This window comes from Pseudomonas sp. ABC1, assembly GCF_013395055.1.
Classification (GTDB): domain Bacteria; phylum Pseudomonadota; class Gammaproteobacteria; order Pseudomonadales; family Pseudomonadaceae; genus Stutzerimonas.
On record NZ_CP058349.1, the window covers coordinates 1,247,419 to 1,264,808 of the forward strand.

Sequence of the window (17,390 nt, forward strand, 5' to 3'; positions counted from 1 at the left end):
CGCCATGCTGACCATAGAGCCGCTGCGTGCCTTCAGCGACAACTACATCTGGCTGCTGCGCGACAGCACCACCCGGTGCTGCGCCGCGGTCGACCCCGGCGATGCCGAACCCGTGCACGACTGGCTGCGGCGCAATCCGGACTGGCAGCTTGCCGATATCCTGGTCACCCATCACCACGGTGACCATACCGGCGGCGTCGCGGCCCTGAAACGCAGCACCGGGTGTCGCGTCCTGGGACCGGCCGACAGCGACATCCCCGCCCTGGACCTGCCCCTGCACGATGGCGACACCTGCGAAGTGCTCGGCCGCACCGTGCAGGTGATCGGCGTTCCCGGCCATACCCTGGATCACCTGGCCTACTTCCACCCCGGCGAGCAGCCCTGGCTGTTCAGTGGCGACACCCTGTTCGCCGGCGGCTGTGGCCGGCTGTTCGAAGGCACGGCGCAACAGATGTACGACTCACTCGGCAAGCTCGCCGCCCTGCCCGGCGAGACACGGCTGTACTGCGCCCATGAATACACCCTGGGCAACCTGCGCTTCGCCTGTGCCGTGGAACCGGACAACGCCGAATTGCACCAACGCCTGGAACGCACCGAGGCACTGCGCGCCCGCGACGGCATCAGCCTGCCTTCGGACCTGGCCTGCGAACACGCCACCAACCCCTTCCTGCGCACCGCAGAGCCACGCGTGCGGGAAGCGGCGGCACGCTTCAGCCGCTGCCAGCAGGCCGACCCGGTGGCGGTGCTGGCGGCATTGCGCGAATGGAAGAACGACTTCCCGGGCTGACGCAGGGTGCGCCGCGCGCACCTATAGAGTGAGGTCGAGCGAGCAGGTCAACGCGCTGCGATATGACTGACCAGCAGTTGCAGGCTTTCGCGGCCACGAAACTCGTTGACGTCGAGGCGATAGACCAGGTCGACCCAGCGCACCGACGCATCCGGCCATAGCTGGCGGTCGACGTTGAAGGCAATGGCATCGATGGACAGGGTGCCGCACTCGCTGCGCAACACCATCTTCAGGTGCTTCTCGCCGACCAGACGCTGCTGCTGCAACTGGAACACACCATGGAAGGACGGCTCGGGGAAATGCTGCCCCCAGGGCCCGGCCAGGCGCAGGACCCGCGCCAGCTCCAGGTGGAACTCCTCGATACCGAGCGTGCCATCGGTAAGCAGGCGCCCGGCCAGGTCGTCCTCGCTCAACTGGCGCCGCGCCTCGGCATCGAACGCATCGGCAAAGGTTTCGAAGTGTTCTGCCGGCAAGGACAGCCCCGCCGCCATGGCGTGCCCGCCGAACTTGCTGATCAGGCCGGGGTGCCGCGCTGCCACCGCATCCAGCGCATCGCGGATATGGAAACCGGGGATCGAGCGCGCCGAACCTTTTAACATGCCCTCGCCGGCATCGGCGAAGGCGATGGTCGGGCGGTGGTAGCGCTCCTTCAGGCGCGAGGCGAGGATGCCGATCACGCCCTGGTGCCAGTCGGCCTCGAACAGGCACAGGCCAAAGGGCATGTCGGCTTCCGGCAGGTCCTTGAGCTGGGCCAGGGCTTCGCGCTGCATGCCCTGCTCGATCGCCTTGCGGTCCTGGTTGAGCTGGTCCAGTTGCACCGCCATGTCCCGCGCCAGCGCCTCGTCGTCGCACAGCAGGCATTCGATACCAAGGGCCATGTCGTCCAGGCGACCGGCGGCATTCAGGCGAGGCCCGATGATAAAGCCGAGGTCGGTGGACGTGATGCGTCGGTGATCGCGCCCCGCCACGTCGAGAATCGCCTTCAGGCCAGGGCGCGCATGGCCAGCGCGGATGCGCGCCAGCCCTTGCTGTACGAGGATGCGGTTATTGGCGTCCAGCGGCACCACGTCGGCCACGCTGCCCAGTGCCACCAGGTCGAGCAATTCGCCCAGGTTCGGCACGCTCCAGCCGTTGCGCTCGAACCAGCCGCTTTCACGCAGGCGTGCGCGCAGGGCCAGCAGCACGTAGAAGATCACCCCGACCCCGGCGATGCACTTGCTGGGGAACTCGCAGCCCGGCTGGTTGGGATTGACGATGGCCTCGGCCTCGGGCAATTGCGGCCCCGGCAAGTGGTGGTCGGTCACCAGCACCTTGAGCCCCGCCGCCTGGGCCGCCGCCACGCCTTCGACGCTGGAAATGCCATTGTCCACGGTCACCAGCAAGTCCGGCTGGCGCTCCAGTGCGACGGCGACGATCTCCGGCGTCAGGCCATAGCCATATTCGAAGCGGTTGGGCACCAGATAATCGACATGCGCCGCCCCCATCAGGCGCAAACCGAGCACACCGACCGTACTCGCGGTGGCGCCATCGGCGTCGAAATCGCCGACGATCAGGATGCGCTGACGCTGCTCCAGCGCGTTCGCCAGCAGTTCGACGGCCGGCTCGATGCCCTTGAGCAGGGTGAACGGCAACAGGCGCGCCAGCCCTTTGTCCAGCTCACTGGCATGCGACACACCACGGGCGGCATACAAGCGTGTCAACAGGGGCGGCAGATCGCCGAGGTCAGGCAGGGTTGGCGGCAGCGGACGGGACTCGATACGCATGGTGATGTCAGCGACTGCCCGCCAGCCAGGTCAGGGGAATCTCATGCTGCCCGCGCTCGTCAGTGATGAAGAGTTCTCCGTCGCTGATCATCACGCTCCAGCTCAGCGAACGCGGCAGGTCGCGCGCCAGGTCGCTCAGGGCATCCTGATCCACGCCCACCACATTCAGGTTGTTCAGGTTGCGTACGCTGTCCAGCACCTTGCCCTGCCAGACCCGCAGGTTGCCATAGGCGACCAGGCTGAACTTCTCGGTGCGCCGCGAACACCAGGTCATGCGCTCGGCGTCCGGCTGGCCAACTTCGATCCAGTGCAGCACGCGGCCATCCAGGCTCTTCTCCCACAATGCCGGCTCGTCGACATCCGACAGGCCTCGACCGAATGCCAGTTGCTCGTGATAGAACAGCGCATAAGCGATCAGGCGAGCCGACATGCGTTCCTCGGTCTCCGAAGGATGCCGGGCTACTGTGAAGCGCAGGCTTTCATAGACGTTGCGATCGATGTCGGTCAGGTTCAGTTCGACTTTGTACGGAGTGGCTTGCAGTGCCATGACAGGGGCTGGCTCGAATAGGAAAAGGCCGGCAGTCTACCCCCAGCGCGGGCGACTCGCAAAAACACTGGCCCCGGCAATCGCTGGTTGGCTTGTCATTGGGGCGTGACCGCAGACCTGCACCCTCTCCCCCGGCCCCTCTCCCATAAATGGGCGAGGGGGGACACGCTTCATGAAATTGCCTTTGGGGCGGGTCATCACCCGCCCGCAAGCACCGGATTGAGCGTGTTCTCATCCCCAGCATTGGCCGTGACTTCACCAACAAGGAACCAGTGAAGCGCGCTGAAGGCACCGTCTTATCCCGCCAAAAAGCAAAAAGGCACAGGGTCCTGCAACCCTGTGCCCAGCGTCTTGCCTGACGAAGACGGTGCCTCACCGTGCCGTGATCACCGCCAGCTTGGTGATGCCAGCCCGCTCGATGGCCGCCATCGCCCGGGCGACCTCGCCGTAGTTGACGCCATCGTCAGCCTGCAATTGCACGCGGATCTCAGGGTCGTCGGTCCTGGCCTGGGTCAGGTTGGACTCAAGCAGTTCCGGCTGGATTTCATCCTTGCCAATGAACAGCTTGCCCTCGGCATCGATACTCACCACCACCGGATCCTTCTGGTCCGGGGGCGCCACGGCCTCGGTCTTGGGCAGGTTGATCGGGATCGAGTTGGTCAGCAGCGGCGCCGTAACGATGAACACCACCAGCAGGACCAGCATCACGTCCACCAGCGGCGTGACGTTGATCTCGCTGAGCACCTCATCGCTGTCCTGGGTCGAGAATGCCATCAGATCGCTTCCTTCACGGCTTGTGCCGCGCCTTGGCCAGGAGAACGTTTGCTGCCCGGATGCAGGATCAGCTTGAAGTGGCTCTTTTGCGCCAGGCTGTAGAAATCGTGAGCGAAGTCGTCCAGATCGGCGGCGGTCAGCTTCAAGCGACGCAGGAAGTAGTTGTAGACCAGCACGGCAGGCACCGCGACCGCGATACCGACGCCCGTGGCGACCAACGCGGCACCGATGGGACCGGCGACGGTTTCCAGGCTGGCATTGCCCGCGGCGCTGATGCCCTTGAGGGCTTCCATGATGCCCCAGACCGTACCGAACAGACCGATGAAGGGCGACGTGGAACCGATCGAGGCGACCACGGCCAGGCCGGATTCCAGGGAGCGGCGCTCACGCTGGATCTGCTGGCGCAGGGCGCGCTCCAGGCGATCCTGGTGGTTGATCGAGTGGGCCAGGTCCGGCTGGCTGTTCTCACCGACCTGGATGGCGGAGAAACCGGCCTGGGCCACCTGAGCTGCTGCACCAGAACTGTCCTGCACCTGCTCGGCGGCCGAATCCAGGCTGGTGGCCGCCCAGAAGGTCTTGAGGAACTTGCGGTCCTGGCGCTTGAGGCGGTTGAACTGGATGGTCTTGATCAGCGCCAGGCCCCAGGTGACCACGGAAAAGCCGATCAGCAGCCAGATGACTGCGTGTTCGACCGATTGAAAGGGAGAGTCCACTAGCAGATTCATGATGCGTTCCTATTCGTAAGCCAAGGCGTTTAATTCGTCGGGCACAGCCCATTCGTTTCAGTCGATGATCAGTTCAGTCGGAAATCCAGCGGTACAGTGACCCAGCCATCCTGGGCGACATCGCCACGCTTGGCCGGCACGAAGCTCCAGCGCTTGACGGCCCGCACGGCGGCGTCATCCAGCACGCTGCGACCACTGCTCTGCTGCACCTGGATATCGCTCGGACGGCCATTGGCGAGGACATGCACCCGCAACAGCACGGTGCCTTCCCACCCCCTGCGCTGCGCCAGCGACGGGTATTCCGGCGCCGGGTTCTTCAGGTAGCCGGCATTGGCCGACGGCGGCGTAACCGGTGCCAGGGCTGGCGGCGCCGGGGGCGCGGGAGGAGCCGGCGTCGGCGCGGGTGGCGCAGGCGGAGCGGGTGTCGGCTCAGGCTTCGGAACCGGTTTCGGCGCCGGCTTGGGCACGGGCTTCGGCACCGGTTTCTTGGGTGGCGGCTTGACCGCAAGCTCTTCGACCACCGGTGGCGGTGGCGGTGGCGGCTCGATCACCGGCTCCGGTGGCGGCGGCTCGACCACGGGCGGCGCGGCGCTGGTGAACTCGATGGTCATGGGTGGAATCTGTGGCGGCACTTCCGGCAGCACCGCTTCCGGGCGCTGGGCCAGCCAGAGGATGACAGCGCCATGCACCGTCAGCGCGAACAGGCCAAGCAGAATGGCTTCGCGGCGACTGAGCACCGGCTTGCCGGTATCCGGCACATGCCGCTGCAAACCGAGCGCCTGCCGCACTGTCGTGCCCAGGTCACGCAACTCGCCCGGCTTGCGGACATCACGCCACAGCGCATCGACAAGGTTATCGGCTTTTAGGACATTGCCCATGGGAACTCCCGAATTACTCATTGAACCTGTCCACCCGATTCGCGCTGCCTGATTGCAGGCCAGAGAAATGGTGGACGGGTGCGAATGATCGGTCGCGCCCTTTATTCCGCAAAGGAACTTTTAACGATCAATAAATAACAAAAAGAAATATATAATTTCTAACATATTGATATTTATAGATTTTTTACAGAGCCCCGCGCTCGACATGAGACCCATGCATAAAATGCATGAAAAACAGGGAGGAAAATGACGGCCGGATAATGACGAAAGCAGACAGCAGGACCTGGGCAGCAGAAAGCGCTGCGTATCACACATCCTGACTCGCGGAGTCTAGAACAGGCTCTCAGAAATGCTGGTAACCCTGAGTCACTGCCGCCAGCTCGCGCCCATGCTCATCCAGCAGGTGCACCCCTCCCCCTGCCTCGACATGGCCGATCCGGCATATGCCCGGCCATTCGGCCGCCAGCGCAGCCCAATGCTCGTGCGGCAAGGTAAAGGCCAGCAGGTAGTCGTCACCACCGGACAAGGCACAGCGCAACGCTTCGGTATCACCGGAGAAAGTACGCAAAGGCAGAGACAACGGAACCCGCGCCTGCTCGATGCACAGGCGCACCGAGGAAGCCCTGGCGATATGCCCGCAATCGGCCAGCAGTCCATCGGAGATATCCAGCACCGCACTCGCCTTGCCACGCAGGGCCTGGCCCAGGGCAAGCTGGGGCTGTGGCGACCAGTAGCGAGCCAGCAGCGGCTCAGCCAGCTCCGGAGTGGCCTGGCGCTGCTCCAGCACCAGCGGCAAGGCACCGGCGGCATCGCCCAGGGCGCCACCGACACACAACAGGTCCCCGGGACGAGCGCCGGAGCGCAGTAATGCCTGCCCTACCGGAACCTGGCCGAAGACGGTCAGGGTCAGGCTCAGCGGGCCACGTGTGGTGTCGCCACCGACCAACTGCATGGCGCACTGCTGCGCCATCAGCTCCAGGCCACTGGCCAAGCCCGCCAGCCAGGCCTCGTCGGCTTCGGGCAGGCTCAACGCCAGGGTGAACGCCAGGGGCGTCGCGCCCATGGCCGCCAGGTCACTGGCGGCAACCGCCAGCGCACGCTGGCCGAGCAGAAAGGCATCGCAGGCCTTGGGAAAGTGCACGCCATCGACCAGCGTGTCGGTCGACACTGCCAGTTGCTGGCCCGCACCCGGGGCCAGCAAGGCGCAATCGTCGCCAATGCCCAACGCCACCGCACCCTGGGCACGGGCACAGGCAGCGCTGGCGAAATAGCGACGGATCAGCTCGAACTCACCCGGCAAGGCGCTGCCTCAACCCCGGTGGCTGCGCACTTCGGCGCTGCGCAGGCTGGGAGCCAGCTTGTCCAGTACGCCGTTGACGAACTTGTGCCCGTCGGTGGCGCCGAACACCTTGGCCAGCTCGATACCTTCGTTGATCACCACACGGTAAGGCACGTCGGTACGTTGCTTCAGCTCATAGGTGGACAGGCGCAGGATGGCCAGCTCGACCGGGTCCAACTCGTCCACCGGGCGATCCAGGTTCGGCACGATGACGGCGTCCAGCTCGCTGCTGATACGCGCGACACCCGTGAGCAACTCATGGAAATAGGCACCGTCGACACCGGCAAAGTCGTTGTCGACACGGAACTGGGCTTCGATCTCGTTGAGGTTCTGCCCCGCCATCTGCCACTGGTACAGCGCCTGCATCGCCAGGCGGCGAGCCACACGGCGCTGGGCGATACGGCCCTTGGCGGGCTTGGCCGGAACGTCGTCCAGGCTGTCGTCGTCGTTGAAGCTCACTTGGCCTCCAACTGCGCCAGCAGGCTGACCATTTCCAGTGCGGAGAGTGCGGCTTCGGCGCCCTTGTTGCCGGCCTTGGTGCCGGAACGCTCGATGGCCTGCTCGATGGAGTCGACCGTCAGTACGCCGAAGGAAACCGGCACGCCGAATTCCATGGACACCTGGGCCAGGCCCTTGGTGCACTCACCAGCGACGTATTCGAAATGCGGCGTACCACCACGGATCACAGCGCCCAGGGCGATGATGGCGTCGAATTCGCCACGCTCGGCGACCTTCTGCACGACCAGGGGAATCTCGAACGCACCCGGTACGCGCACCAGGGTGATGTCGTCTTCCTTGATGCCATGGCGAACCAGGGCATCGACGGCGCCGCTGACAAGGCTCTCGACGACGAAACTGTTGAAACGGCCAATCACCAGGGCGAATTTGCCTTGGGGGGCGACGAAGGTACCTTCGATGGTCTTCAGGGTCATGGGTCACTCATCCGTATTAAAGAACGAAGGCGCCGCGAAGTGCGCGGCGCCCTGTGTATCACTCGGCCGACAGGTATTCTACAACTTCGAGGTCGAAGCCGGATATCGCATTGAAGCGCATCGGCGCACTCATCAGACGCATCTTGCGCACACCGAGGTCGCGCAGGATCTGCGAACCGGCACCGACCGTGCTGTAGGTCGCCGGCGCGGCCTTGGCCTTGGCCGGCTGCCCCGGCGCGCCTTCGCGCACATGGGCCAGCAGGTCCTCGTTGTGCAATGCATGCCCGAGCAGCAGCACCACGCCACTGCCCGCCTCGGCGACTTTCTGCATCGCCGCGCGCAGGCTCCAGCGCCCTTCCTGGCGCACCAGGAACAGGTCGCGCAGCGGGTCCATATTGTGCACGCGCACCAGGGTCGGCTGGTCGGCCTCGACCTCGCCAAGAGTCAGCGCCATGTGCACTTCACCCTCGACCGAGTCACGGTAGGTGACCAGGTTGAACAGGCCCAGCTCGGTATCCAGCGGTTGCTCGGCGACGCGCTGGACGGTGCGCTCATGGATCAGCCGGTAGTGGATCAGGTCGGCGATGGTGCCGATCTTGATGCCATGCTGCTCGGCGAAAACCTCCAGCTCGGGACGACGCGCCATGCTGCCATCATCGTTCATCACCTCGCAGATCACACCGCTGGCCTCGAAGCCGGCCATGCGCGCCAGATCGCAGGCCGCCTCGGTATGGCCCGCACGGGACAGCACACCACCCGCCTGCGCCATCAACGGGAAGATATGACCTGGGCTGACGATATCGTCGGCCACCGCGTTCCTGGCGGCGGCAGCCTGTACGGTGCGGGCCCGGTCAGCCGCGGAGATACCGGTACTGACGCCTTCGGCAGCCTCGATGGAAACGGTGAACTTGGTGCCGAACCCCGAGCCGTTGCGCGGCGCCATCAGCGGCAGGCGCAGCAGTTCGCAGCGCTCTCGGGTCATCGGCATGCAGATCAGGCCACGCGCATGCTTGGCCATGAAGTTGATGTGTTCTGCGGTGACGCATTCGGCGGCGATGATCAGGTCGCCTTCGTTTTCGCGGTCTTCGTCATCCATCAGGATGACCATCTTGCCGGCGCGGATGTCCTCGACCAGTTCTTCGATCGTGTTAAGTGCCATGGTGGCGTCGCCTCTCAATTCTTCAGGTAGCCGTGTTCGGCCAGGAATGCTTCGCTGATGCCCTGCGTACCGCTCTCGGCCGCCTTGTCGCCCAGCAGCAGGCGCTCGATGTAGCGCGCCAGCAGGTCGACTTCCAGGTTGACCTTATGGCCAGGTCGGTAGTCGGCCATGATGGTCTCGGCCAGGGTGTGCGGGACGATGGTCAGGGTGAACTCGGCACCGTTCACCGCATTGACGGTCAGGCTGGTGCCGTCGACGGTGATCGAGCCCTTGAGCGCGATGTAGCGGGCCAGCTCCCGTGGCGCGCGGATGACGAATTGCACGGCGCGTGCATTGTCTTCCCGGCCAATGACCTCGCCGACGCCGTCGACGTGCCCACTGACCAGGTGCCCGCCAAGACGCGTGGTGGGTGTCAGGGCCTTCTCCAGATTGACGCGGCTGCCGCTGCGCAGGTCGACGAAGGCGCTGCGCGCCAGGGTCTCGCGACTGACATCGGCCCAGAAGCCGTTGCCGGGCAGCTCCACCACGGTCAGGCAGACGCCATTGACCGCGATGCTGTCGCCCAGTTTGACGTCGCCGAGGTCGAGCTTGCCGGTTTCCACCTGGACGCGCACGTCGCCGCCCCTGGATACCAGCGCACCGATGGTGCCGATCGCTTCGATTATTCCCGTGAACATGGCGCCTCCGAAACGAGGCGATTGAAGTCTTGCATGGTGGTGAACTCCTGTTTGTGAAAAACAGGGCGTTGCGGATCGAATGGGACAGGACACCCACCGCACGGACGGGCGCCGAAAGATCCCGTTCTCTCTCATCCGGACTATGACCGTCGGCCCCGGGATCACACCGGGTCTGCTTGTCCCTGGATGGCTGGAGCCGTACCAGGCGCTCGCGGGCTAGGCCAGAAGCCATTACCGCCGGTGGGGAATTGCACCCCGCCCTGAGAACGTCGGACCTGTAAAAGGCCCGGCGCAGTTTTTAGCACAGATACGGAGATAAAGCAGCCGGGAGTGGCAAGAATGCGCAGGATGTCTGTTGCGGATTTGTCTTGCGACCGGGCAGACCACGCACAGATGGGGCAACCCGACATCCAGATGACGCCCACACTCGCAACTGCAGTGCGAGCGATCAAATGGTCAACGCTTCACAGGGGCGATACCCATGCACCTACTTAGAACTTGGGCATTCCGCCCGGCAGCATGCCGCCCAGGCCACGCATCATCTTGGCCATGCCGCCCTTGCCGGTGACCTTCTTCATCATCTTCTGCATCTGCTTGTGTTGCTTGAGCATGCGGCCGATGTCCTGCACCTGGGTGCCGGAGCCCAGGGCGATACGGCGCTTGCGCGAGCCGCTGATGATGTCGGGGTTGCGGCGCTCGGCCGGTGTCATCGAGTTGATGATCGCTTCCATCTGCTTGAACTGTTTCTCCGCCGCGCCCTGGGCATTGCCCATCTGCGACAGGTTGACGCCACCGATGGAGGGCAGCTTGTCCATCAGGCTGCCCAGGCCGCCCATGTTCTTCATCTGCTGCAACTGGTCGCGGAAGTCTTCGAGATCGAAGCCCTTGCCCTTCTTCAGCTTCTGCGTGAGCTTGGCGGCCTTTTCCTTGTCCAGGGTCTGCTCGGCTTGCTCGATCAGACTGAGTACGTCGCCCATGCCGAGGATGCGCGAGGCCAGGCGGTCCGGGTGAAAGGGCTCGAGTGCATCGCTCTTCTCGCCCATACCGATGAACTTGATCGGTTTGCCGGTGATATGGCGCACCGACAGCGCGGCACCGCCACGGGCATCGCCGTCGACCTTGGTCAGCACCACGCCGGTCAGCGGCAGCGCTTCGCCGAAGGCCTTGGCGGTATTGGCCGCGTCCTGGCCGATCATGGCGTCGACCACGAACAGGGTTTCCACCGGGTTGACGGCGGCGTGCAGGGCCTTGATCTCGGCCATCATCTCTTCATCGATGGCCAGCCGGCCAGCGGTGTCCAGCAGCACCACGTCGATGAATTTGAGCTTGGCCTCGCGGATCGCAGCCTGGGCGATGTCGATAGGCTTCTGGCTGATGTCCGACGGGAAGAAGGTCACGCCGACTTCATCGGCCAGGGTCTCGAGCTGCTTGATCGCCGCGGGACGGTAGACGTCCACCGACACCACCAGCACGCTCTTCTTCTTGCGCTCCTTGAGGAAGCGCGCCAGCTTGCCCACCGTGGTGGTCTTGCCCGCGCCCTGCAGACCGGCCATCAGCACCACCGCCGGCGGCACCGCGTTCAGCGCCAGGTCTTCGTTGGCCTCGCCCATCAGGGCTTCCAGCTCGGCGCGCACGATCTTCACGAACGCCTGGCCCGGTGTCAGGCTCTTCGAGACCTCGGTACCCACCGCACGCTCTTTGACACGATTGACGAAATCCTTGACCACCGGCAGCGCCACGTCGGCCTCGAGCAGCGCCATGCGCACTTCGCGCAGGGTGTCCTTGATGTTGTCCTCGGTCAGTTTGGCCTTGCCGGTGACATGGCGAAGCGTCTGGGAAAGTCGGTCGGTCAGGTTTTCGAACATGGGCCATTCCACGCTGGATGTGGGGAGGGCGGATTATAGTGGCCTTCGCTCATCCTCCGGTACCCCGCACGGCGCATTTGTCAGGCACCCGGCCCTTGCCGCTTAAAAGCATTGAGATGCTTTTTACCTTCAAGGGTTTGTGCCAAACTCATGGCCTTTGCAAATAGCCCTACGGAATCTATGCATCCTCTGTTGCCCAGCCTCGCAGCCGCCTGTCTATACGCTGGCGCCACGGGCTACCAAAGCCTGCGACTGGCACAACGCAAAGTGCCAGACAGACGCCTTTTATTCGTGGTTGGCGCACTCGCGCTGATCGCCCATGGCGCTGCTCTGTTCTCCCAGCTTCTGTTGCCCAGCGGTCTTCAACTGGACTTTTTCACGGCATCGAGCCTGATCTCTGCCGCCGTGATCCTGCTGATTCTGCTGGGCCTGTACCGCATGCCGGTGGAAAACCTGCTGTTGTTGCTGTTCCCATTGGGCTTCCTGACAACGCTGTTCGCGGAATTCGCCCCCTCGGGCAATGTGCCGCTGGTCATCGAAACACCCGGCATGCTGGCGCATATCCTGCTGTCGATCCTGGCCTATGGCGTGCTGACCATCGCGGTGTTCCAGTCCTTGCTGCTGCTGTTGCAGGACCATCACCTCAAGCACAAACACCCCTCCGGACTGATCCGCAACTTCCCACCCCTGCAGACCATGGAAAGCCTGTTGTTCGGCTTCCTGCTCGCCGGTTGGGCACTGTTGTCGGCTTCGCTGCTGTCCGGCTGGCTGTTCCTCGACGACCTGTTCGCCCAGCACCTGGTGCACAAGACTGCGCTGTCGGTGGTTGCCTGGATCATCTTCGCCACGCTGCTGTGGGGACGCCATCGCCTGGGCTGGCGCGGACACAAGGCGATCCGCTGGACACTGGCGGGTTTCTGCCTGCTGATGCTGGCCTATTTCGGCAGCAAGCTGGTACGCGAATTCATCCTCTGAGCCGCCAATAATGAAAACGCCCCCGGTCGCCTGTATCAAGCGGCCGGGGCGTTTTCGTATCCGGATCCGCCGGAGCCACTCACGATAGTGGCCCCGGCGGCATCTTCAGGCCTGCTGATTCCAGGGGCGATCGCCCTGTTCGTCCTTGATCCGCGTGGGCAGACCCATGCTGTCCAGCAGTTCCAGGAACGGCTCGGGCGGCAGTTCCTCGACGTTGACCATGCGCTGCGCGTCCCACTGGCCGCGAGCAATCAGCCTCGCCGCCGCCACCGGCGGCACGCCAGCGGTGTAGGAAATACCCTGGCTGTCGGTCTCGGCGTAGGCCTCTTCATGGTCGGCCACGTTGTAGATGAACACTTCACGCGGCTTGCCATCCTTGCTGCCTCGCACCAGGTCGCCGATGCAGGTCTTGCCGGTATAGCCCGGTGCCAGCGAGGCCGGGTCCGGCAGGACTGCCTTGACCACCTTGAGCGGCACCACTTCCAGCCCTTCCGCCGTCGTCACCGGTTGCTCCGAGAGCAGGCCGAGGTTCTTCAACACAGTGAAGACATTGATGTAGTGATCGCCAAAGCTCATCCAGAAGCGGATGTTCGGCACGTCGAGGTGCTTCGACAGCGAATGCACTTCGTCATGGCCGGTCAGGTAGAGGTTCTGCTCACCCACCACTGGCAGGTCGTCGGTGCGCTTGACCTCGAACATGGTGTTGCTGGTCCACTGGGCGTTCTGCCAGCTCCAGACCTGCCCGGTGAATTCGCGGAAGTTGATCTCCGGGTCGAAGTTGGTCGCGAAGTACTTGCCATGGGAGCCGGCATTCACATCGAGGATATCGATGGAGTCGATGCGATCGAAATGGCGCTGCGCAGCCAGCGCCGCGTAGGCATTGACCACCCCCGGGTCGAAGCCGGCACCGAGGATCGCGGTGATGCCTTTCTCGCGGCATTCCTCCAGTTGCTTCCACTCGTAGTTGCCGTACCAGGGCGGTGTTTCACAGACCTTACCCGGTTCCTCGTGGATCGCGGTGTCCAGGTAGGCAGCACCGGTCTCGATGCAGGCGCGCAGGACGGACATATTGAGAAAAGCCGATCCTACATTGATGACGATCTGCGACTCGGTCTCGCGGATCAGGGCCTTGGTCGCCTCGACATCCAGAGCGTTCAGGGCGAAGGCCCCGAGTTCGGCCGGCACCTTGAGGCTGCCTTTGGCCTTGACGCTGTCGATGATGGCCTGGCACTTGGCGACGTTACGCGAAGCGATGACGATCCTGCCCAACTCGTCGTTATGCTGCGCACATTTATGGGCCACTACCTTGGCCACACCACCTGCACCAATGATCAGGACGTTTCTCTTCATTTACTGTCGTTTCCTCCTACGGGCCTTCTGCACATCCACGCGGGATGCTCAGGAGAGGCTGCCCAGATAGTCTTCAAAGCCGAATTCGCGAACCAGCTCGACGTTACCGTCGAGTTGGCGCACGGCAATCGCCGGCATCTTTAGTCCGTTGAACCAGTTTTTCTTGACCATGGTGTAACCCGCCGCGTCGATGAACGACAGACGATCGCCGATGGCCAGCGGACGATCGAAACGGTATTCGCCAAAGATATCCCCGGCCAGGCAGGACTTGCCGCACACCATGTAGCTGTGCTCGCCGTCGCTCGGTTCCATCTTGGCATCCAGGCGATAGATCAGCAGATCGAGCATGTGTGCCTCGATGGAGCTGTCGACCACCGCCAGGTGCTTGCCGTTGTAGAGAGTGTCCAGTACCGAGACTTCCAGCGAGGCGCTGCGGGTGATCGCCGCTTCGCCCGGCTCCAGGTAGACCTGTACGCCATAGCGCTCGGAGAACGCCTTCAGGCGCGCAGCGAAGGCTTCCAGGGGATAATCGTCGCCGGTGAAGTGAATGCCGCCCCCCAGGCTGACCCACTCGACCCGGTGCAGCAGATGACCGAAGCGCTCTTCGATCACGTCGAGCATCTGGCCGAACAGCTCGAAGCTCGAATTCTCGCAGTTGTTGTGGAACATGAAGCCGGAAATCTGGCCGATCACCGTTTCGATCTTTTCCGGGTCCCACTCGCCCAGGCGACTGAACGGACGCGCCGGGTCGGCCAGCAGGTAGTCGGAGCTACTCACCTGCGGGTTGACCCGCAAGCCGCGCACCGCGCCGCTCGATACGTCGGCGAAACGCTGCAACTGGCCGATGGAGTTGAAGATGATCTTGTCGGAGTTGGCCAGCACCTCATCGATCTCATCGTCGGCCCAGGCCACGCTGTAGGCGTGGGTTTCACCGGCGAACTTCTCGCGACCGAGGCGCACCTCGTACAGCGAGGAGGACGTGGTGCCGTCCATGTACTGCTGCATCAGGTCGAACACCGACCAGGTGGCGAAGCACTTGAGCGCCAGCAGCGCCCGGGCGCCGGACAGTTCGCGCACCCTGGCGATCTTCTCCAGATTGACCAGCAGTTTCTGTTTATCGATGAGGTAATAAGGTGTCTTGATCATCCATCCACCCAGGTAATGAAGGTCGCCAGAGAAGGCTTTTCAGCCTCCCCGAACAAAAGTGGACGCGAATTGTGCCGATAACCGGCGCATATCTAAAGGGCATTGCTCATATTTCGGGAAATCCGCAACCCGTTCGTTACCCTGAGAGCCTTGCTGGACGTGCCTTCTGGCCAGGTAACGCGTTGCGACAAGATACCCGCCCGCAGATGCTTCCATAGTCCGAAGCATGCCCTGTTCGGCATGACTGCTTCATGACAGAGGTCACCACAAGACGATTCGGGGCCTTGTCGCCAGCCCCGTCTACACCTGCAGCAGACGCTGTCGCAGCGCCTGGATCTCGTCGCGTAGCTGTGCGGCTGCCTCGAACTCCAGATCCCGTGCCAGGGTGTACATCCGCTCTTCCAGCGCACGAATGCGTTTGTTGATCTCGCTCGGCGAACGCAGGCTCTGCTCGTAGTTGGCCGCCTCTTCCGCCACCTTGGCCTCGCCACGCCGCTTGCGGCTACGCGAGCCCGGCACCGTGGCACCTTCGAGGATGTCCTGGATATCCTTCTGCACCCCCTGGGGCACGATGCCATGGGCCTCGTTGAAGGCGATCTGCTTGTTGCGCCGCCGCTCGGTCTCACCGATCGCCCGCTCCATGGAGCCGGTCATATTGTCGGCATAGAGGATCGCCCGGCCGTTGAGGTTGCGCGCGGCACGGCCAATGGTCTGGATCAGCGAGCGCTCCGAACGCAGGAAGCCCTCCTTGTCGGCGTCGAGAATCGCCACCAGCGACACCTCGGGCATGTCCAGGCCTTCGCGCAGCAGGTTGATGCCGACCAGCACGTCGAAGGCACCCAAGCGCAGGTCGCGGATGATCTCCACCCGCTCCACGGTATCGATGTCCGAGTGCAGGTAGCGCACGCGCACATCGTGGTCACCCAGGTAGTCGGTCAGGTCTTCGGCCATGCGCTTGGTCAGGGTGGTGACCAGCACCCGCTCCTCCTTGAGCACGCACTTGCGGATCTCCGAGAGCAAGTCGTCCACCTGGGTCAACGCCGGACGCACCTCGATCTGCGGGTCGACCAGCCCGGTAGGCCGCACCAATTGCTCGATCACGCGCCCCGCATGCTCGGCCTCGTAAGGCCCCGGCGTGGCCGAGACGAAAATGGTCTGCGGGCTGATCGCCTCCCACTCGTCGAAGCGCATCGGGCGGTTGTCCAGTGCCGACGGCAGGCGGAAGCCGTATTCCACCAGGGTTTCCTTGCGCGAGCGGTCGCCCTTGTACATCGCGCCGACCTGCGGAACGCTGACGTGGGACTCGTCGATCACCAGCAGCGCGTTGTCCGGCAGGTAGTCATAGAGCGTCGGCGGTGCCTCGCCGGAGTCGCGCCCCGAGAGGTAGCGCGAGTAGTTTTCGATGCCGTTGCAGTAGCCCAGTTCCAGGATCATTTCCAGGTCGAAGCGGGTGCGTTGTTCCAGGCGCTGCGCCTCGACCAGCTTGTCGCTGCCGCGCAGGTACTCCAGGCGCTCGGCCAGTTCCAGCTTGATCTTCTCCACCGCCTCCAGCAGCGTCTCGCGCGGCGTGACGTAGTGGCTCTTGGGGTAGAAGGTGAAACGCGGCAGCTTGCGGATCACCTCGCCGGTCAACGGATCGAAGGCCGACAGGCTTTCCACCTCGTCGTCGAACAGCTCGATGCGCACCGCCTCCAGCTCCGACTCGGCGGGATACACGTCGATCACGTCGCCGCGCACGCGGAAGGTGGCGCGGGCGAAATCCATGTCGTTGCGGGTGTATTGCAGGCCGGTCAGGCGGCGCAGCAATTCGCGCTGGTCCATGGGATCGCCACGGTCGAGGTGCAGCACCATCTTCAGGTAGGACTGCGGGTCGCCCAGACCGTAGATGCAGGACACGGTGGTGACGATGATCGCATCCGAACGCTCCAGCAGCGCCTTGGTCGCCGACAGGCGCATCTGCTCGATATGGTCGTTGATCGAGGCATCCTTCTCGATGAAGGTGTCCGACGACGGCACATAGGCCTCAGGCTGGTAGTAGTCGTAGTAGGAAACGAAGTACTCCACCGCGTTGTTCGGGAAGAACGCCTTGAACTCGCCGTACAACTGCGCGGCCAGGGTCTTGTTCGGCGCCAGCACCAGGGTCGGGCGCTGCACCTGGGCGATCACATTGGCGATGCTGAACGTCTTGCCCGAGCCGGTCACCCCGAGCAGCGTCTGGTGCGACAGGCCCGCCTCGAGCCCTTCGACCATCTGCCGGATCGCCTCGGGCTGATCGCCCGCCGGCTTGAAACGTGTGACCAGTTCGAATCGGGACATAACCACCTCTGCATGCGCATGGCGCCGGAGACACGCCAGAAAGGCGCATCAATCGCACCAAAACCGGCCACTATCATATCGCGGCCCGCCCACAACACCGCTATACTATCGCCCCGTTTGCGCACCGCCCTCAGCGCCGAAGCGAGGGTGTGTTTCA

General features: G+C 63.7%; 16 protein-coding genes and 1 riboswitch. Of the genes, 2 read left to right on the forward strand and 14 right to left on the reverse strand.

The annotated features are described in order from the left end of the window. Positions 1-4 precede the first annotated feature (4 nt). Positions 5-787, forward strand: a complete 783-nt coding sequence (gloB, locus tag HW090_RS05505) for a hydroxyacylglutathione hydrolase (protein WP_179112536.1) — start codon at positions 5-7, stop codon at positions 785-787. Positions 788-834: 47 nt separating this feature from the next. Here gloB and recJ read toward each other — a convergent pair whose 3' ends face one another. The 11 genes from recJ to ffh form a co-directional block, all read right to left on the reverse strand. Then, positions 835-2,550 carry a single-stranded-DNA-specific exonuclease RecJ gene (gene recJ / locus HW090_RS05510; RefSeq protein ID WP_179112537.1) on the reverse strand — a complete coding sequence of 572 codons (1,716 nt, stop codon included), beginning with the start codon at positions 2,548-2,550 and terminating at the stop codon, positions 835-837. A 7-nt stretch (positions 2,551-2,557) separates the two neighbouring features. Next, positions 2,558-3,097, reverse strand: coding sequence for a YaeQ family protein (locus HW090_RS05515; RefSeq protein ID WP_179112538.1), 540 nt, complete (start codon positions 3,095-3,097; stop codon positions 2,558-2,560). 372 nt (positions 3,098-3,469) lie between these two features. Further along, positions 3,470-3,871, reverse strand: coding sequence for a biopolymer transporter ExbD (locus HW090_RS05520; RefSeq protein WP_179112539.1), 402 nt, complete (start codon positions 3,869-3,871; stop codon positions 3,470-3,472). After that, positions 3,871-4,596: a MotA/TolQ/ExbB proton channel family protein gene (locus tag HW090_RS05525; protein ID WP_179112540.1), complete on the reverse strand. Its 726-nt coding sequence runs from the start codon at positions 4,594-4,596 to the stop codon at positions 3,871-3,873. The genes HW090_RS05520 and HW090_RS05525 overlap by 1 nt, the downstream gene beginning before the upstream one ends. A 68-nt stretch (positions 4,597-4,664) precedes the next feature. Continuing rightward, positions 4,665-5,474 (reverse strand): energy transducer TonB, encoded by an 810-nt coding sequence (locus HW090_RS05530; RefSeq protein ID WP_179112541.1) that lies wholly within the window; start codon positions 5,472-5,474, stop codon positions 4,665-4,667. 343 nt (positions 5,475-5,817) lie between these two features. Continuing rightward, on the reverse strand, positions 5,818-6,774 hold the full coding sequence (thiL, locus tag HW090_RS05535) for a thiamine-phosphate kinase (protein WP_179112542.1): 957 nt from the start codon (positions 6,772-6,774) through the stop codon (positions 5,818-5,820). A gap of 9 nt (positions 6,775-6,783) precedes the next feature. Further along, positions 6,784-7,272 carry a transcription antitermination factor NusB gene (nusB, locus tag HW090_RS05540; protein ID WP_179112543.1) on the reverse strand — a complete coding sequence of 163 codons (489 nt, stop codon included), beginning with the start codon at positions 7,270-7,272 and terminating at the stop codon, positions 6,784-6,786. Further along, positions 7,269-7,745, reverse strand: coding sequence for a 6,7-dimethyl-8-ribityllumazine synthase (gene ribE / locus HW090_RS05545; RefSeq protein WP_131184551.1), 477 nt, complete (start codon positions 7,743-7,745; stop codon positions 7,269-7,271). Before ribE ends, nusB begins: the two co-directional genes overlap by 4 nt. 58 nt (positions 7,746-7,803) lie before the next feature. Continuing rightward, a complete protein-coding gene (ribBA, locus tag HW090_RS05550) occupies positions 7,804-8,904 on the reverse strand; it encodes a bifunctional 3,4-dihydroxy-2-butanone-4-phosphate synthase/GTP cyclohydrolase II (RefSeq protein ID WP_179112544.1) in 1,101 nt (366 codons plus the stop codon). A 14-nt stretch (positions 8,905-8,918) separates the two neighbouring features. Next, on the reverse strand, positions 8,919-9,581 hold the full coding sequence (locus HW090_RS05555; protein ID WP_179112545.1) for a riboflavin synthase: 663 nt from the start codon (positions 9,579-9,581) through the stop codon (positions 8,919-8,921). 119 nt (positions 9,582-9,700) lie between these two features. Beyond that, positions 9,701-9,853: riboswitch (FMN riboswitch) on the reverse strand. A 219-nt stretch (positions 9,854-10,072) separates the two neighbouring features. Continuing rightward, entirely contained in the window at positions 10,073-11,446 is a 1,374-nt protein-coding gene (ffh, locus tag HW090_RS05560) for a signal recognition particle protein (RefSeq protein ID WP_179112546.1), read from the reverse strand. 180 nt (positions 11,447-11,626) lie between these two features. Here ffh and HW090_RS05565 point away from each other — a divergent pair, with 180 nt between their 5' ends. Continuing rightward, positions 11,627-12,421, forward strand: coding sequence for an inner membrane protein YpjD (locus HW090_RS05565; RefSeq protein ID WP_179112547.1), 795 nt, complete (start codon positions 11,627-11,629; stop codon positions 12,419-12,421). A gap of 105 nt (positions 12,422-12,526) precedes the next feature. Here the strand turns inward: HW090_RS05565 and HW090_RS05570 are convergent, their stop codons facing one another. From HW090_RS05570 to uvrB, 3 genes are all read right to left on the reverse strand, one after another. Further along, positions 12,527-13,771: a saccharopine dehydrogenase family protein gene (locus HW090_RS05570; RefSeq protein ID WP_179112548.1), complete on the reverse strand. Its 1,245-nt coding sequence runs from the start codon at positions 13,769-13,771 to the stop codon at positions 12,527-12,529. Between the two features lie 48 nt (positions 13,772-13,819). Further along, positions 13,820-14,917 (reverse strand): carboxynorspermidine decarboxylase, encoded by a 1,098-nt coding sequence (locus HW090_RS05575; RefSeq protein WP_179112549.1) that lies wholly within the window; start codon positions 14,915-14,917, stop codon positions 13,820-13,822. A gap of 300 nt (positions 14,918-15,217) precedes the next feature. After that, entirely contained in the window at positions 15,218-17,233 is a 2,016-nt protein-coding gene (gene uvrB / locus HW090_RS05580; RefSeq protein WP_179112550.1) for an excinuclease ABC subunit UvrB, read from the reverse strand. Between the last annotated feature and the right edge of the window lie 157 nt (positions 17,234-17,390).

What these genes read in the sequence shown, in the direction of transcription:
- ribBA (WP_179112544.1), bottom strand. Translation starts at nt 8,904, where the DNA reads ATGGCACTTAACACGATCGAAGAACTGGTCGAGGACATCCGCGCCGGC.
- HW090_RS05525 (WP_179112540.1), bottom strand. Translation starts at nt 4,596, where the DNA reads ATGAATCTGCTAGTGGACTCTCCCTTTCAATCGGTCGAACACGCAGTC.
- HW090_RS05515 (WP_179112538.1), bottom strand. Translation starts at nt 3,097, where the DNA reads ATGGCACTGCAAGCCACTCCGTACAAAGTCGAACTGAACCTGACCGAC.
- ribE (WP_131184551.1), bottom strand. Translation starts at nt 7,745, where the DNA reads ATGACCCTGAAGACCATCGAAGGTACCTTCGTCGCCCCCCAAGGCAAA.
- HW090_RS05570 (WP_179112548.1), bottom strand. Translation starts at nt 13,771, where the DNA reads ATGAAGAGAAACGTCCTGATCATTGGTGCAGGTGGTGTGGCCAAGGTA.
- uvrB (WP_179112550.1), bottom strand. Translation starts at nt 17,233, where the DNA reads ATGTCCCGATTCGAACTGGTCACACGTTTCAAGCCGGCGGGCGATCAG.
- gloB (WP_179112536.1), top strand. Translation starts at nt 5, where the DNA reads ATGCTGACCATAGAGCCGCTGCGTGCCTTCAGCGACAACTACATCTGG.
- HW090_RS05575 (WP_179112549.1), bottom strand. Translation starts at nt 14,917, where the DNA reads ATGATCAAGACACCTTATTACCTCATCGATAAACAGAAACTGCTGGTC.
- HW090_RS05555 (WP_179112545.1), bottom strand. Translation starts at nt 9,581, where the DNA reads ATGTTCACGGGAATAATCGAAGCGATCGGCACCATCGGTGCGCTGGTA.
- ffh (WP_179112546.1), bottom strand. Translation starts at nt 11,446, where the DNA reads ATGTTCGAAAACCTGACCGACCGACTTTCCCAGACGCTTCGCCATGTC.
- HW090_RS05530 (WP_179112541.1), bottom strand. Translation starts at nt 5,474, where the DNA reads ATGGGCAATGTCCTAAAAGCCGATAACCTTGTCGATGCGCTGTGGCGT.
- recJ (WP_179112537.1), bottom strand. Translation starts at nt 2,550, where the DNA reads ATGCGTATCGAGTCCCGTCCGCTGCCGCCAACCCTGCCTGACCTCGGC.
- HW090_RS05565 (WP_179112547.1), top strand. Translation starts at nt 11,627, where the DNA reads ATGCATCCTCTGTTGCCCAGCCTCGCAGCCGCCTGTCTATACGCTGGC.
- HW090_RS05520 (WP_179112539.1), bottom strand. Translation starts at nt 3,871, where the DNA reads ATGGCATTCTCGACCCAGGACAGCGATGAGGTGCTCAGCGAGATCAAC.